Origin of the sequence: Acidovorax sp. NCPPB 3576, from assembly GCF_028473605.1 — a bacterium.
GTDB lineage: Bacteria > Pseudomonadota > Gammaproteobacteria > Burkholderiales > Burkholderiaceae_C > Paracidovorax.
This window is the reverse complement of record NZ_CP097267.1, coordinates 2,055,800-2,071,336: the sequence shown is the minus strand read 5'-3', so window position 1 is coordinate 2,071,336 and position 15,537 is coordinate 2,055,800. Positions and strand designations below refer to the sequence as shown.

At 64.7% G+C, this 15,537-nt stretch carries 6 protein-coding genes; all 6 read right to left on the bottom strand.

The annotated features are described in order from the left end of the window. Positions 1-52: 52 nt before the first annotated feature. The 6 genes from M5C98_RS09510 to M5C98_RS09485 all read right to left on the bottom strand — a co-directional run bounded on the left by M5C98_RS09510 (position 53) and on the right by M5C98_RS09485 (position 15,533). Positions 53-10,027, bottom strand: a complete 9,975-nt coding sequence (locus M5C98_RS09510) for a putative Ig domain-containing protein (RefSeq protein ID WP_272552392.1) — start codon at positions 10,025-10,027, stop codon at positions 53-55. 116 nt (positions 10,028-10,143) lie between these two features. Then, positions 10,144-11,025 (bottom strand): hypothetical protein, encoded by an 882-nt coding sequence (locus M5C98_RS09505; RefSeq protein WP_272552390.1) that lies wholly within the window; start codon positions 11,023-11,025, stop codon positions 10,144-10,146. Positions 11,026-11,054: 29 nt separating this feature from the next. Continuing rightward, positions 11,055-13,280 carry a hypothetical protein gene (locus M5C98_RS09500; RefSeq protein ID WP_272552389.1) on the bottom strand — a complete coding sequence of 742 codons (2,226 nt, stop codon included), beginning with the start codon at positions 13,278-13,280 and terminating at the stop codon, positions 11,055-11,057. After that, entirely contained in the window at positions 13,280-13,894 is a 615-nt protein-coding gene (locus M5C98_RS09495; protein ID WP_272552388.1) for a hypothetical protein, read from the bottom strand. Before M5C98_RS09495 ends, M5C98_RS09500 begins: the two co-directional genes overlap by 1 nt. Before the next feature lie 69 nt (positions 13,895-13,963). After that, entirely contained in the window at positions 13,964-15,139 is a 1,176-nt protein-coding gene (locus M5C98_RS09490; RefSeq protein WP_272548362.1) for an IS5 family transposase, read from the bottom strand. Positions 15,140-15,143: 4 nt separating this feature from the next. After that, positions 15,144-15,533, bottom strand: coding sequence for a hypothetical protein (locus M5C98_RS09485; RefSeq protein ID WP_272552387.1), 390 nt, complete (start codon positions 15,531-15,533; stop codon positions 15,144-15,146). Positions 15,534-15,537 lie beyond the last annotated feature (4 nt).

The window sequence follows — 15,537 nt, the reverse complement described above, 5'->3', positions numbered from 1 at the left end:
TGCCACATCGATCAGCGCGGTGCGGCCCGATTGACCCGGGCCGCACCACTCCTCACTTCCAGTTCGCCGCCAGCACCGACTCCAGCCCGCTCTGGTAGTTGGCCGGCAGCGTCGTCTGCCCTGCCGCGGGCGGCGAGAACGACGCCATGGCCTGTACCAGGTTTTGCACCTGGCTGTTGGTGAGGCTCTTGCCGTCCCCCGCGTCGAAGCGCTCCACCTGGTTCTTGGTACCGGAATACCAGTCGCTCACCGTGAACTTGTCGTTCGTGCCGATGACGCTCACCTCCAGGTGGTTGCCGGACTTGCGGAACCACAGTTGGCGCGACGAGATGTCACTGCCGAACTTCGCGATGTCCTGGTTGCCGCTGGTGCTGTCGTTTTCCTGGATCGTGTCCAGCCCGTAGCCTCTGCCGAGCCAGTAGGTGTCGTTGCCCACACCGCCGATCAGCGTGTCGGCCCCGGCTGCGCCGTCCAGGTAATCCGCGCCCGCGCCGCCGGTCAGCGTGTTGGCGCCCGCGTTGCCCAGCAGCCGGTTGTTCAGCGCGTTGCCCGTGCCGTTGAGCGCGGACGATCCCGTCAGCGTGAGGTTCTCCACGTCGCTGCCCAGCGTGTAGGCGATGGAGGACTCCACGGTGTCCGTGCCGCCATTGACGCCTTCCGTCACGGTGTCGCTGGCGTTGTCCACCACATAGACGTCGTCGCCTGCGCCACCGCTCATCGCGTCCGCACCCGCGCCGCCGTCCAGCCGGTTGGCCCCGCTGTTGCCCGCCAGGGTGTTGGCCAGGGCATTGCCGGTGCCGTTGATGGCGGTCGTGCCGGTCAGCGTCAGGTTCTCCACGTTCGCCGCAAGCGTGTGGGTGATGGAAGACTCCACGGTATCCGTCCCGCTGTTAGCGGCCTCAGTCACCGTGTCGCCCGCGTTGTCCACCACGTACACGTCGTTGCCCGCGCCACCGGTCATCGCGTCCGCGCCCGCGCCGCCGTCCAGCCGGTTGGCACCGCTGTTGCCCGCCAGGGTGTTGGCAAGGGCATTACCGGTGCCGTTGATGGCGGCCGTGCCGGTCAGCGTCAGGTTCTCCACGTTCGCCGTAAGTGCGTAAGTGATGGAAGACTCCACGGCATCGGTCCCGCCGTTGGCGGCCTCGATCACCGCATCGCCCGCGTTGTCCACCATGTACACGTCGTTGCCCGCCCCACCGGTCATCGCGTCCGCACCCGCGCCGCCGTCTAGCCGGTTGGCCCCGCTGTTGCCCACGAGCGTGTTGGCGAGGGCGTTGCCGGAGCCGTTGATGGCGGCCGTGCCGGTCAGCGTCAGGTTCTCCACGTTCGCCGCAAGCGTGTGGGTGACGCTGGACAGCACGGTATCGGTGCCCGCGTTGGCGGCCTCCACCACCTTGTCGGAGGCGTTATCGACCGTGTAGGTGTCGTTGCCGCCCAGGCCCGTCATGGTGTCAGCGCCCGCGCCGCCGTCGATGGTGTCGTTGCCGCTGGTACCGGTGAGGGTGTCGTTGCTAGCTGTGCCCGTGATCGCGCTCGACTGCACGGTCAGCGGGAGCTTCTGGGATGCCTTGGCGCCTGCCTGGTCGGTCGCGGTGATGGTGATTTCGTAGCTGCCCGACGGCGCCGAGGTGCTGGAGGAGCGCAGCGTCTTCTTGGCAGCGTCGAACGTCAGCCACGCCGGCAGCGCAGCGCCGGATGACAGGGTGGCGGAATAGGTCAGCACGTCGCCCTCGTCCTCATCGACAAACGCGTCGGCCGGCAAGGCAAAGCTCCATGCGGCGCCTTGCTTGAATGACTGGGGGGTAAGCGGAGTCTTTGCTACAGGCGCATCGTTTACAGGATCGACCAAAACCTCCACCAACACACTGGCCCAATCACCGGCCCGGTCGGTGGCCATCAGCTCCACGCCCCACAAACCGCTGTCGCGGCCCGCCGGTGTTCCGTAGAAGGTACGGGTGGCAGCATCGAAAGAAAGCCAATCGGGAAGCGGGCCGCCGTAGTATTTGGCGCTCCAGGTCAGTGAATCGCCGGCGTCGGCATCAGTGAACGTGCTGGCAGGCACCGTGAACCGCCATTCGACATCCTCCGTTGCGCGTTGCTGTGCGATCTCTGTACTGGCCACGGGCGGCCGGTTGCCCGCAGTGATGCTCATCGCGAAACTGCCACTCGCCTGCGCGCCCATCGCATCGGTGGCCGTCACGCGCACGCTCAAAGCGCCCTGGTCGGCGGCGGCTGGCGTGCCGCTGAAAGAGAGCCTGGACGCATCGAACGCCAGCCACCCAGGCAAGGGCTTGCCATCCGCCAGCGTGGCGCTGTACGTCAGCACCTCACCCGCGTCCTCGTCCTTGAACGCGCCCGCCGGCAACGCGAAGCTGAACGGCGTGTTCGTGGCGGCCTTGGCCTCGGGCAGCGCCGCCGACAGGACCGGCGCGTGGTTCACGGCGTTCGGGTCGGTCATGCGCATCAGCGCATCGAAACCCCAGGCCGTGCCGTCGGCGAACTCGATGCGCCGCACCGCGTTGAATTCCTGGTCTCCGTAGAAGCCCTGCACGGTGACCTGGTCGGTGGTGCCGCGAATGGCCACGACCAAGGTATCGCCGACCCGCCGCACGCTGACGTCGGAGGCCACGACACCGGTCTTGAAGCGCAGCGCCTGCTGCCGGTCCGCGCTGGCGCGGCCCGTCCATGCCGTGATCACGTCCTGGCCATCGCCCCGGCCGAAACGGAAGACATCGCCTCCGACGAGCGTGTCGTTGCCCGTGCCCCCATCCATCACGTCGCGCCCGGCATAGCTCACCAGGCGGTCATCGCCCGCGCCGCCCAGCAGTTCGTCGTTGTCCCAGCCGCTGGAGTACAAAGAAGCATTGGGGCGGATGGCCGCGTACTGGTCTTCCACCACGTCGTCACCCGCACCGCCTTCCACGATGTCGTCCTGGAAGGAGCCGCTCATGGTGTTGTTGCCTGCATTGCCCACCAGGTGCACGCCCTGCGCAGGCTGGTTGCCGCGCAGTTGCCCGTTGGCCGCGAGGTGTTCCACGTTGGCGTAGTCGTCCAGGCGGAACACCTTGCCGCTGGAATGGTAGGCCGCGGCGCCAATCGCCATGACGTCGATGATGACCCGGTCCGTGCCACCGCCGGCCTGCTCGACCACCGCGTCGTCGATCCCCACGTAGTAGGTGTCGTCGCCGCCCTTGCCGGTGAGCACGTTGCGCGCCGTGTTCCGGGACGCGCGGATCTGGTTGGCCTGGTCGTTGCCGGTGGCGTTGATCGCCTGGTCGCCCAGCAGTTCGATGTTCTCCACATGGAGCGGCAGGTCGATGGAAATGCGGGAGGACACCACCGTGTCGTTGAGGGACAACTGGGCCCCGTTGTCCGCGATGCCCGTCTCCAGCACCTTGTCGCCCAGGCTGTCGAGGACGTAATAGTTGTCCTCGGCACCGCCGATCAGCGTGTCGTTGCCCAGGCCCCCGTCCAGGACGATGCCCCCGAATGTCTTGGAACGGTCACCCATCAGCGTGGCACTGAGGCGCCCCTGGTTCGTCGCGTCGATGACGTTGTCGCCGGTGTTTCCGCTGAGCTGGAGCCGGGTGTCGTCCGCTCGTCCATCGTAGAGCTGGTAGGAAGGCTGGAATCCGTAGTAGGAATCCAAAGGAGTCACTCGGCTCGAGTTGCTCCAATCCATCAGCACGAGGTTCTCGACGTTCTCGTCCAGCACCCGGTTCTTGGCATCGAGCAGCAGCGTGTCGTTGCCCTCCCCGGCCCGTTCCACGATGACGTCCTTGTTGTTGTCATAGGCGCCACCGGACGCGTCCACGTAGATGTCGTCGCCCGCACCACCGACCAGGCCGTCCGTCCCGCCCATGCCGTTGAGCACGTTGTTGCCCGCGTTGCCGGTGATCACGTTGGCGGCGGCGTTGCCGACGCCCGAAATGTCCAGCGTGCCCGTGAGCGTGAGGTTCTCGACATTGCCCGGCAGCACATAGGACACGGCACTGCTGACCGTGTCGGTGCCCTGGCCCGCGCCTTCGGCGATGGTGTCGGCCACATGGTCCACGGTGAAGGCGTCATCGCCCGCCGTGCCCTGCATCGCATTGGCCGTGCCGCGGGCGTCCACCGTGCGGCTCTGGATGTCCTGCAGGCTCCAGCGCGCGCCGTCGGCGAACTCGAACCCTTCGATCCCGCCCCCCGTACCGAAGAACCCCGGAATCCACACCTGCCCGCCCCCGGGCAGCACGGCCACCAGGGAGTCCGCCGCAGCGAACTCCATCGTGCGGCCGGTCAGGTCGGAGGGGGGGCTGGAGGTGCGCACCAGCTTCACGTCCGCCGCGGCGATGCCCGCACCGAAGCGCAGCGTGTCCGTGCCGCCGGCCTCGGTGATCACGTCGCGCCCCTCGCCCTTGCCGACCAGGTATACGTCGTTGCCCAGACCTCCCACGAGCGTGTCGTCTCCTGCACCGCCGCTGAGGCGGTCGTCGCGCCAGTCGAAGCCGGTCACCGTGTCCGCACCCGCGGCGCCCTGGAGCGCGCGCTCGCGCAGGTTCTCCAGCGTCCACACGGTGGCGGGGCTGCCCGCAAAGCGCACCTCGGTCACGCCGCCCGGCTGCGCGTTGCGCAGCAGGCCCTGCAGCTCCACCGAGACGCGGATCGCGCCGGACACCGGGTCCCGGGCGACCAGCATGGCCGCGCCGTTCAGGTGCGTGACGCTCACGTCCTTCGGCGCGATCGACGCGTCGAACTCCAGCACGTCCTGCGACACGGTGTCGTCCTGCACGATCACATGCCGCCCGCCGGGGCCGACGCGGAAGGTGTCCGCCCCTGCGCCGCCCGACAGCCGCGAGATGCCGCTGGTGGAGGCCACCAGCACGTCGTCTCCAGCGTCGCCATAGAGCGTGTCGGAACCCATTGCGCTGCCGTCTCCGGCAATCAAGGTGTCGTTGCCATCCCCTCCACGCAAGGTATCGGAGCCTGGACCGCCGTCGAGCACATCGTTGCCGGCGAGCCCTTCGATGCTGTCGTTGCCGGCGAGGCCGCGCAGCTCGTCGTTCCCGGGCGTACCGCGCAAGGCATCGTCGCCCGCCGTACCGGAATTCGCAAGGAGGAAGACATCGTCGAAGCTCCAGACCGTCTCGGGCGCATCCTCGAACACGAAGCGGATGCCGCTGCGGTATGACACCTGCAGATCCATGAAACCTTCGATGCGCAGGTCCTGCACGCCCACACTGGCGCTGCCCGGCCATGTCACCCCAAGGTCCTTGCGGCCCTCGTCCGACAAGCTTTTGAACTCGACCTGGGAAGGCGAGATGCCAGACGCGAAACGGAAGGTACGCTGGGTGACCTCATTGGAGGCGCCGTCGATGACGCGTGAGCGGCCGGGCGATGCGTCGGATTGGCGCAGAACCACGGTGTCATCCCCGGAGCCGAGCCGGATGACCGCTCCGGCCACATCCACGGTATCGTTTCCTGCGCCCGCATCCACGTAATTGCCCGTGCCCGAAATGCGGTCATCGCCGTCACCGCCGTAGAAGCCGTTTCTCCCTGAGAAATCCCGCAGGACGTCATTGCCTGCATTGCCCAAAAGCGAGTCGTCTCCGGCACCGCCGTCAAGCGTGTCATCGCCCTTGCCGCCCTGCACCGTGTCCTGTCCGCTGAGCGCATCCACCGTCTCTCCGCCAGCGCCGACATAAATCACATCGTCGCCTTGCGTCGCCTGGGACTGTCCGCTGGCCAGAGGCAGGTCGGCCAGTGCCACCACACGGCCGTCCGCGAACTCCAATCGCTCCAGCGGCTCGCTACCGAAGGCGGACCGAACGGTCAACTGCTCGTCCCCACCAACGATGCGCACGATCAAGTCATCGCCGCCGCGCAGCAGCACCAGGTCGGACAGCGCCAAGCCCGCCTTCAGCCTCAGCACATCCCCCTGGCCGGCACCTGCCGCGCCCGCGAAATACTGGTCCCGTCCGTCGCCACGGCCGAACAGGACCACGTCGCGCCCTTCTCCCCCGAACACCTCGTCGTTGCCCGCGCCACCGTCCAGCACGTCGTCGCCGCCATTTCCACGCAGTTCGTCGTCTGCCGCGCCGCCCAGCAGGGTGTCCTTCCAGCCGTCACCCGACAACTGGTCATTGCCGCCGCCGCCGTCCACCGTCGAATCCGCCAGCACGGTCTGCACCGTATCGCTTTCATCGGTGGTGCGCGTCGCCGCGGCCACCAATTCGCTCGTGCTCCATTGCGTACCGTCCGAGAACGCCACGGATTCGATGGTGCGGATATCGCCCTGAACCCCCACGACTGCGCCGTCCCCCAGGGCCAGCACGATCTCTGCACCGACGCGGCGCACCGAAACGTCCTTGGGCGAGACCCCTGTCGTGAACTCGATGCGGTCCTTGCCGCCTTCGTCCTGGATGACCTCCTTGCGGCCGGCCTCGATATCCCCGGGCGCGAAGTAATACACGTCATCGCCCGAGCCACCATCGAGCCGATCAGCGCCCGCACCGCCCCACAGCACGTCGTTGCCATTGCCGCCGTTCAGGCTGTCGTTGCCTGCACCGCCCATCACGACATCGGCGCCACCGTCGCCATACAACTGGTCGTTGCCCTCCCCTCCCTCGATGCGGTCATCCCCCTGGTACTGCGCATCGACCAGGATGGTGTCGTACTGATCCCCGCGGATCAGATCGTTGCCGTTGCCGCCCAGCAGCACATCGCCCCCGCCGCCGCCCACGATGCCATCATTGCCATCGCCCCCGTCGATGGTGTCCGCCGCGTGGTATTGCCCCGGAATCCACAGCAGGTTGTTGATGCCCTCGGTGAAAGCACCACTGCCGTCGCCATAGAGCTCGTCGTTGCCCTCCCCGCCGAAGAGCTGGTCTTCGCCCACTCCACCGACCAGGCGGTCCTCCCCCGCACCGCCCAGCAGCGTGTCGTTGCCACGGTGGTCATAAGAGCGGATATTTTGGTCCATCTGGAATTCATCATCCGCCCGGTACCAGCCATCGCCATACAAGGTATCGGCGCCCTCGCCCCCCACCAGCAAGTCGTCGCCCTCCATTCCATAGACCGTATCGTCGCCCGTGCCGCCCAGCAGCACGTCGCCCCCCATGCCGCCGCGAATCTGGTCGTTGCCCGCGCCGCCGTCCACGAAGTCCGAACTTCCCGCATCGGCCGGATCGTGGTTTTGCTCCGCAAAGTTCTCATGGGTCCACGTTCCGCTGGAATCCAAGCCGTCGACACCCACGGCCATGTATGACCCGACCATGCCAGACAACAGATCGTCATCGCCATCCCCGCCTTCGATGGTGTCGCTGCCATACCCTGTCAACACCACGTCGTTGCCTGCACCCGCGATCACATGGTCCTCGTCCTCGTTCGGCCGGGGCTCCCAGTTTTCATCCCCCGGATATTGCGACGATTCATAAACGCGCCCCACGAAGATGCGGTCGTTACCCCCACCGGTCTCCACGATCTGCCCTCCGTCGGAATGGTCCGCATTCACCCACTTGACCGCATCGTCCTTTCCTTCGTATTGCAGCGATACAGAGGAGCCGAACAGCCATGGCACATCCCCCATGGCGGGCTGCGTCGGCTCGTTCACATTCGCGGCCCGCACCACCAAAGAGGTCTTGACCCCACCCTGCACAGGCACCGCCTCCTGCTCCTCCCCCAGCGTCAAACCGAACGCGCCGGGTTGCCAGCCGCGCAGGGTCACACTGCCCTGCACGGTCTTGTCCGTGGCCGAGGTGTACTTGGTGATGCGCACGTCCACCCGGTCGCCCTTGCCTTGGGAGATTCGCGTGAACAGGAACTGCCCGCTGGCGTCCTCCCAGGCATCGTCCGTGCCGTATCGCCGCAGCACCGCCAGGGGCATGGCAACGCCGTCGAACTCCAGCGTGCCAGACCCGTCCGTGTCCCACACGGTGTCGTTGCCGAACTGGCCGTTGAAGCGGTACACGTCCTTGCCCGTGCCCCCCTCCAGGTAGTCCGCGCCTCCCTTGCCGTCCAGCGTGTCGTTGCCCGCACCGCCGTACAGGTGGTCTTCCAGCGCCCGGCCGGAAAACTGGTTGTCCTCGCCATCGCCGAAATAGACGTTCCGTGTGGCATTGGTGATCGCGCCCTGGCGCAATTTGTAGCCGCTGTTCGCGTCTTCGTAGTAGGTGTCCTCCAGATGGTAGGGCGCGGTGGCCCGGGGGCCTTGCTCGGGGATCGGCGTGAGATCGAAGGAATTCAGGTTGGCGATGCCGAATGCATTCTTGCGCTCCAGCAGCGCCGCACGGTCGGTCAGCCACTGGTCGCTGATGCGCAGGTCTGCGGTGGATTGGCCGGCCGCCAGCGCCTGTTGGTCGCTCTTCCAGTCGGTGTACGCCGCGCCCCAGCGCGCCCCGATGGCGTCCTGCCCCGCCTGGGCATCGGCCATGTGCAGGGCGAAGGGGCTCAGGGTCTGCAAGGCGAGGTAGTCGCCGAAGTCGCTGCGCGCCGAGCGGATGAGCGACGTGGCCGCGCCGGTGGATGCCAGCGCAAAGGGCTTGTCGAGTTTCAGGTCCTCGATGCCTTTCTGGACTTTTTCCAGCACGGCATAGAAGCGGTCGCGCCCGCTGTAGCCGTCCTCGTCCTGGGTGCGTGCCCAGGTGCCGCCCTCGGTATTGCCCTTCAGGCGCGTGGCCCTGGCCTGCGGCCCCAGCACGGTGTCGGCCAGGGCGTTGACGAGGTTTTCCAACAGATCGCCTTCGGCCTTGCCCTGGCCTGCGCCAGCCAGCAGGTCGCCGTCCACGCGCTTTTTGTCGGTGGCGGCCTGGTACAGGGCCTTGAAGAGTTCCTTTGCGCTGTCCTGCGTGCGCTGCTCGGGCGGCACCAGCGACAGCAGGGTGTTCTGCAGCGACAGCGAATCGACCAGCAGCACCAGGCTGTGCGTATCCCCGAAGTCTTTCAGCGCATACCCGTCCACCAGCAGGTCCGGGCTCTTGAGCGCGATGGCGTCCAGCAGGATGCCGCCACCGATGCCGCCCCGGTACAGGGGCTGGTCCTCGATGCCGATGCGCACGTCCTGCCCGTAGTGCCACTGGCTGTTGGAGACCACGGAAGGACTGGTGTCGCCCACCACGTCGTACTGGTTGGCCAGTTGCCCGCCGTATTGCTTGTCGCCGAAGCCCTGGCCCGCGCCGGCCGCCAGCGAGGCGGAGCGGGTGTGCTGGCCCGCGATCTGCATGGCCAGCCGGTAGTTCAAGTCCAGCCCGGCGATGTCCTGCGCAGGGACGTTCCTGGGATTGGCACTGGCGCCTTCGCCCGTGCCGCCGGCCACCAGGGTGGTGACGCGCACGGCCTCCTTGGCGATGGCGTCGATCTCGCGCAGGGCGGTTTGCAGCATCTGTGCCTGGGGGCCCAACGCGCGCACCTGGCCGCTGACGGGATCGGTGTACTGCGCTTGCAGCCACGTCTGCGCCGAGGCGGCGGTCATGGACCCGCTGGCCAGGCCCTCCTGAATGGTGCGGTAGGTGGCGGCCAGGCCGGTTTCGGTGAAGCGGGCCGCCAACTTGTCGGTGCTGCCGCGCAGGTCGTTGAACTCCGCCAAGGCCTCGGCCAGGGTGCCGTCCTTCATTTGCCCCACGCCCGCGCCGTTGAAGGTGACCACGCGTTGCGCCGCGCCCGCGTTGAGCAGGTTGAACGCGGTGGCCAAGTGCCCGCCCAGGCTGTAGCCGGTGACGCTGAACGCCTGGCCGCCGCCCAGTTTGTTCGCGTCTTTTTTGAGTTCCGCATACCACGCCTGCATGTCGGCGATCTGGCCCCAGGCGAAGCCGGTGTTCTTGATCTCCAGCTCGTTGGTGGCCTTGTTGTCGCGGGCCGCGTCGTCGATGAATTCGGTCGAGCGGAAGGACAGGACGGTTTCTCGCGTTTCCCGGTTGCGGAACAGGGTGCCGCTGAAGCCGGTCTTGGTGTTGGCCTTTTGGTCCAGGACTTCCCATTCGGTGGCGAATTTCTCGGCCTGGGTGGTGACGAAGCGGCTGGAGTGGTCGTTTCCACGGGTCAGGGCATCCAAAAATGCTTGGCCTTGATTTCTGAAAACCGCTGGATTCTGCTCATCACGAATGAACGATTCGGCAGCGATTTGCAAATTGGCGTAGGAAAGGTATTCAGCAATGGTTGGTGCAGTCATTATTTCTTTTCCGAAGGCTTAAGTACTTTTTGCACAAAATTGGAGGCTTGCCGTGGCTGTGCGCTTGATCCGTGACGAGGAGCAAACTCTGGACAGGCATTATTAGCAGCCAGTAACCACGGCGAACGCCCTCCCAGACGGATGCCCTGCGCCCAATCCACCATATAGCCGATACGTTCGGCAATCACTTCATTGGTTTGGAGGTCGATAACTTTGAGGGAACTGCCGGCGATCCAATAATCGCGTTCTTCCTTAGTGGAAATATCGTCGTAGGTCACGCCGTACCGAGGGACTAAGCCTTTGGCGGCAACGCGATCTAGAACGTAATCATAGATATTTAGATCGAAATTTGGGTCGCGCTTCAATTCCAATTGGACATTCGGTGCATCGATTTTCATTTTTCTCACAGCTTTAACGGAGCCGGTATATCGGTATCTCACGCCGTCCGCCGGGTCGATGGCTTCGACATACAAATACCCCAAAGGGGGAGTAAAACTATCAGGATATTTATGAGTAGCTTCAAAACTACCCCGAAGAAAGTTGTGTATGTATCCTTTCCCCGCAGAATCACTCCCGTATGGATCATCCAACTTATATTGATCCCCATAATTAAGCCCATCAGGTCGCAGCTTCATCACAAAAATCCCCTCCACGTCCTCCACCGTCCGGTGAATAAATACCCCCGACTTCTTGCACCGCTCGCGGAACATCTCGCCCGCAATGCGCTGGCGCTCCTTCATGGACTGGTTCGCGGCGGCGCTGCCGGGCGCGGCGGCGGGCGCGTAGTCGCTGGCGCAGCCGCCCAGGGCCAGCAGCAGGCACAGCAGGCCGGTGCGCAGCGGGCTCATTGGGCTTCGAGGGGTCTGGTTCTTTCTCTTCATTGGTTTTTCCTTGACTAATCGAATTGCTCTTACGCCCTAGTACCCATTGCCTTCGTTGCTTTTCTTTCGATAGCAAATTCCAAAAGCACATCGTTGCCCGCACCGCCGTACAGGTGGTCTTCCAGCGCCCGGCCGGAAAACTGGTTGTCCTCGCCATCGCCGAAATAGACGTTCCGTGTGGCATTGGTGATCGCGCCCTGGCGCAATTTGTAGCCGCTGTTCGCGTCTTCGTAGTAGGTGTCCTCCAGATGGTAGGGCGCGGTGGCCCGGGGGCCTTGCTCGGGGATCGGCGTGAGATCGAAGGAATTCAGGTTGGCGATGCCGAATGCATTCTTGCGCTCCAGCAGCGCCGCACGGTCGGTCAGCCACTGGTCGCTGATGCGCAGGTCTGCGGTGGATTGGCCGGCCGCCAGCGCCTGTTGGTCGCTCTTCCAGTCGGTGTACGCCGCGCCCCAGCGCGCCCCGATGGCGTCCTGCCCCGCCTGGGCATCGGCCATGTGCAGGGCGAAGGGGCTCAGGGTCTGCAAGGCGAGGTAGTCGCCGAAGTCGCTGCGCGCCGAGCGGATGAGCGACGTGGCCGCGCCGGTGGATGCCAGCGCAAAGGGCTTGTCGAGTTTCAGGTCCTCGATGCCTTTCTGGACTTTTTCCAGCACGGCATAGAAGCGGTCGCGCCCGCTGTAGCCGTCCTCGTCCTGGGTGCGTGCCCAGGTGCCGCCCTCGGTATTGCCCTTCAGGCGCGTGGCCCTGGCCTGCGGCCCCAGCACGGTGTCGGCCAGGGCGTTGACGAGGTTTTCCAACAGATCGCCTTCGGCCTTGCCCTGGCCTGCGCCAGCCAGCAGGTCGCCGTCCACGCGCTTTTTGTCGGTGGCGGCCTGGTACAGGGCCTTGAAGAGTTCCTTTGCGCTGTCCTGCGTGCGCTGCTCGGGCGGCACCAGCGACAGCAGGGTGTTCTGCAGCGACAGCGAATCGACCAGCAGCACCAGGCTGTGCGTATCCCCGAAGTCTTTCAGCGCATACCCGTCCACCAGCAGGTCCGGGCTCTTGAGCGCGATGGCGTCCAGCAGGATGCCGCCACCGATGCCGCCCCGGTACAGGGGCTGGTCCTCGATGCCGATGCGCACGTCCTGCCCGTAGTGCCACTGGCTGTTGGAGACCACGGAAGGACTGGTGTCGCCCACCACGTCGTACTGGTTGGCCAGTTGCCCGCCGTATTGCTTGTCGCCGAAGCCCTGGCCCGCGCCAGCCGCCAGCGAGGCGGAGCGGGTGTGCTGGCCCGCGTACTGCATGGCCAGCCGGTAGTTCAGGTCCAGCCCGGCGATGTCCTGCGGCGTGACTTCCTTGGGCCGTGCATTGGCGTCTTCGCCCTTGCCGCCGGCCACCAGCTTGGGGACGCGCACGGCCTCCTTGGCGATGGCGTCGATCTCGCGCAGGGCGGTTTGCAGCATCTGTGCCTGGGGGCCCAACGCGCGCACCTGGCCGCTGACGGGATCGGTGTACTGCGCCTGCAGCCAGGTCTGCGCGGAGGCGGCGGTCATGGACCCGCTGGCCAGGCCCTCCTGGAGGGTGCGGTAGGTGGCGGCCAGACCGGTTTCGGTGAAGCGGGCCGCCAGCTCGTCGGTGCTGCCGCGCAGCGTGTTGAAATCCTGCAAGGCCTTGGCCAGGGTGCCGTCTTTCATTTGCCCCACGCCCGCGCCGTTGAAGGTGACCACGCGCTGCGCCGCGCCAGCATTGAGCAGATTGAACGCGGTGGCCAGGTGCCCGCCCAGGCTGTAGCCGGTGACGCTGAACGCCTGGCCGCCGCCGAGCTTGCCCTGATCGGCCTTCAACTCGGCATACCACGCCTGCATGTCGGCGATCTGGCCCCACGCGAAGCCGGTGTTCTTGATTTCCAGATCGTTGGTGGCCTTGTTGTCGCGGGCCGCGTCGTCGATGAATTCGGTCGAGCGGAAGGACAGGACGGTTTCTCCGGCCTTGGCGCCGGTCGCGGGGTCATCGCGGACCCTGCGGAACAGGGTGCCGCTAAAGCCGGTCTTGGTGTTGGCGCGCTGGTCGACGACTTGCCAGTCGTCGGCGAATTTTTCGGCTTGGGTGGCTACGAAGCGGCTGGAGTGGTCGTTGCCACGGGTCAGGGCGTCAAGGAATGCTTGACCTTGATTTCTGAAAACACCTGGATTTTTCTCATCACGAATGAACGATTCGGCAGCGATTTGCAGGTTGGCATAAGACAGATATTCCGCAATGGTCGGCTGTGTCATTACTTCTTCTCCGAAGGCTTAACTACTTTCTGAACAAAATTCGAGGCTTGGCGCGGCTGCGCACTCGATCCGTGACGGGGGGCGAATTCAGGGCAAGCATTATTTGCAGCCAATAGCCAAGGAGAGCGCCCACCTAAACTGATACCCTGCGCCCAATCCACCATGTAGCCGATGCGCTCCGCAATCACCTCATTGGTTTTAAGGTCGATGACTTTGAGGGAACTGCCGGCGATCCAGTAATCGCGCTCTTCCTTGGTGGAGATGTCGTCGTAGGTCACGCCGTAGCGGGGGACGGGGCCTTTGGCGGCGGATTTATTAAGGACATATTTTGTATACCCCTTCAAATAACTCTTGTCTGTTTGCCAAGGTTCTACGATCGATCCCGTATATCGGTATCTCACACCATCTGCCGGGTCGATGGCTTCGACGTACAAGTAACCTAAAGGCGGAACAAAAGATTCCGGGTATTTATGGGTAGCCTCAAAACTACCACGCAGAAAATTCTCTATGTATCCTTTTCCGGCGGAATCACTGCCATAGCAGGCTGAAGAAATACTCCCCAGATTCCAAGCCAGTCCTGGCCTGCGGTCGTCGGCGGGCTCGCTGGCTTTCACATCCCGGGATCCGAGCGGCCAATCAGGCGTTCTTGCGCATGTTGGGGCCACCTTTGCACCCGTTTTCCCTCAATGCACTGCCTGCGCACGCACCTGTCCCCATTGCCCCAGCGTGCGCATGCGCACCAGGTTGTAGCCCGCCATCGTCAGCACGAACATCTGGTCCACGCGCTTGATTCCTCGCACCATCACCTGCCTCATGCCGCCCACGGTCTTGGCCCAGCCAAAGCCTTGCTCGATGAGCTTTCTCTTTTGTTGCGATACCGCGTAGCCTTCGCTTTGCGCAATGGCTTCGGGCACGGCCGAGTTTCTGCCTGACTTGTTCTGGGCCACGTGGGGCGTGACGTTCATGGCCTGGCACGCTTCAATGAATTCGCATGCGTCATAGCCTTTGTCTGCCCCCAGCGTGATGGTTCGCATGGGATCGGCCTGCGCCTGCCTGGCGTCGTTGATCATGGCCTTGGCTGCTTCCCGTTCTGCGTAGCCATCGGCCAGCGTGACTACCGCATTGGCCACCAGCCCGTGGCGGTTGTCGCTCAGGGTGTGCCCCATGTAGCGCAGTTCGCTGGCGGTATTGCCTTTGCGGTACAGCCGGGCATCGGCATCGGTTGTGGATTCGTGGGTGTCGTTGCTGCGCCGCTGGCCCTTGAAGTTGCCGCCATCGCTGTTGGCTTTGGCATCTGCACCATGGCCATCATCTGTGTTGTCACTATTGCCATCACGACCATCACCGCTCGCGTCATCGTCGCCTTTGCGCGCGAAGCTCTTGTGGCCCGCCCAGGCCTGGATGAGCGTGCCGTCCACACTGAAGTGCTCGCCCGAGAGCCAGTGCTTCTTGTCGGCGATCTTGAGCACTTCGTTGAAGAACTCGATCACGGCGTCGTGCTCGATCAGGCGCTCACGATTCTTGGTGAACACGCTGGGTACCCAGACCTCGTCGTCCATGGACAGGCCTATGAACCAGCGAAACAAGAGGTTGTACTGCACCTGCTCCATCAACTGGCGCTCCGAGCGCACGCTGTACAGCACTTGCAGCAGCATGGCGCGCAGCAGCTTCTCGGGGGCGATGCTGGGGCGCCCGCCTTTGATGTCTGCTTCGTACATGCGCGAGAACAGGGCATCCATCTTGGCCAAGGCTGCGTTGACCATCTTGCGGATGGGACGCAGGGGATGCGAGGCTGGGACAAAGTCGTCGAGCTTGCGAACGGAAAACAGGCTCTCGGTGAAGGTGTCGGCGCCGCGCATGGGGTCAGGCAATGGAGATGGGAGGGACTGGTGAGCTTACCGGGGTTGGGTTGCCGGGCTGGCTGAGCGGGGGTATTTCTTCAGCCTGATAGGGATCATCCAATTTATATTGATCCCCATAATTAAGTCCCTCAGGCCGCAGCTTCATCAGAAACACGCCCTCGACATCCTCCACCGTCCGGTGAATGAACACCCCCGACTTCTTGCACCGCTCGCGGAACATCTCGCCCGCAATGCGCTGGCGTTCCTTCATGGGTTGGTTCGCGGCAGCGCTGCCGGGCGCGGCGGCGGGTGCGTAGTTGCTCGCGCAGCCGCCCAGGGCCAGCAGCAGGCACAGCAGGCCGGTGCGCAGCGGGCTGGTCGGGAATCGGGGGGTTGGGTTGTTTTTGGTCATGGTT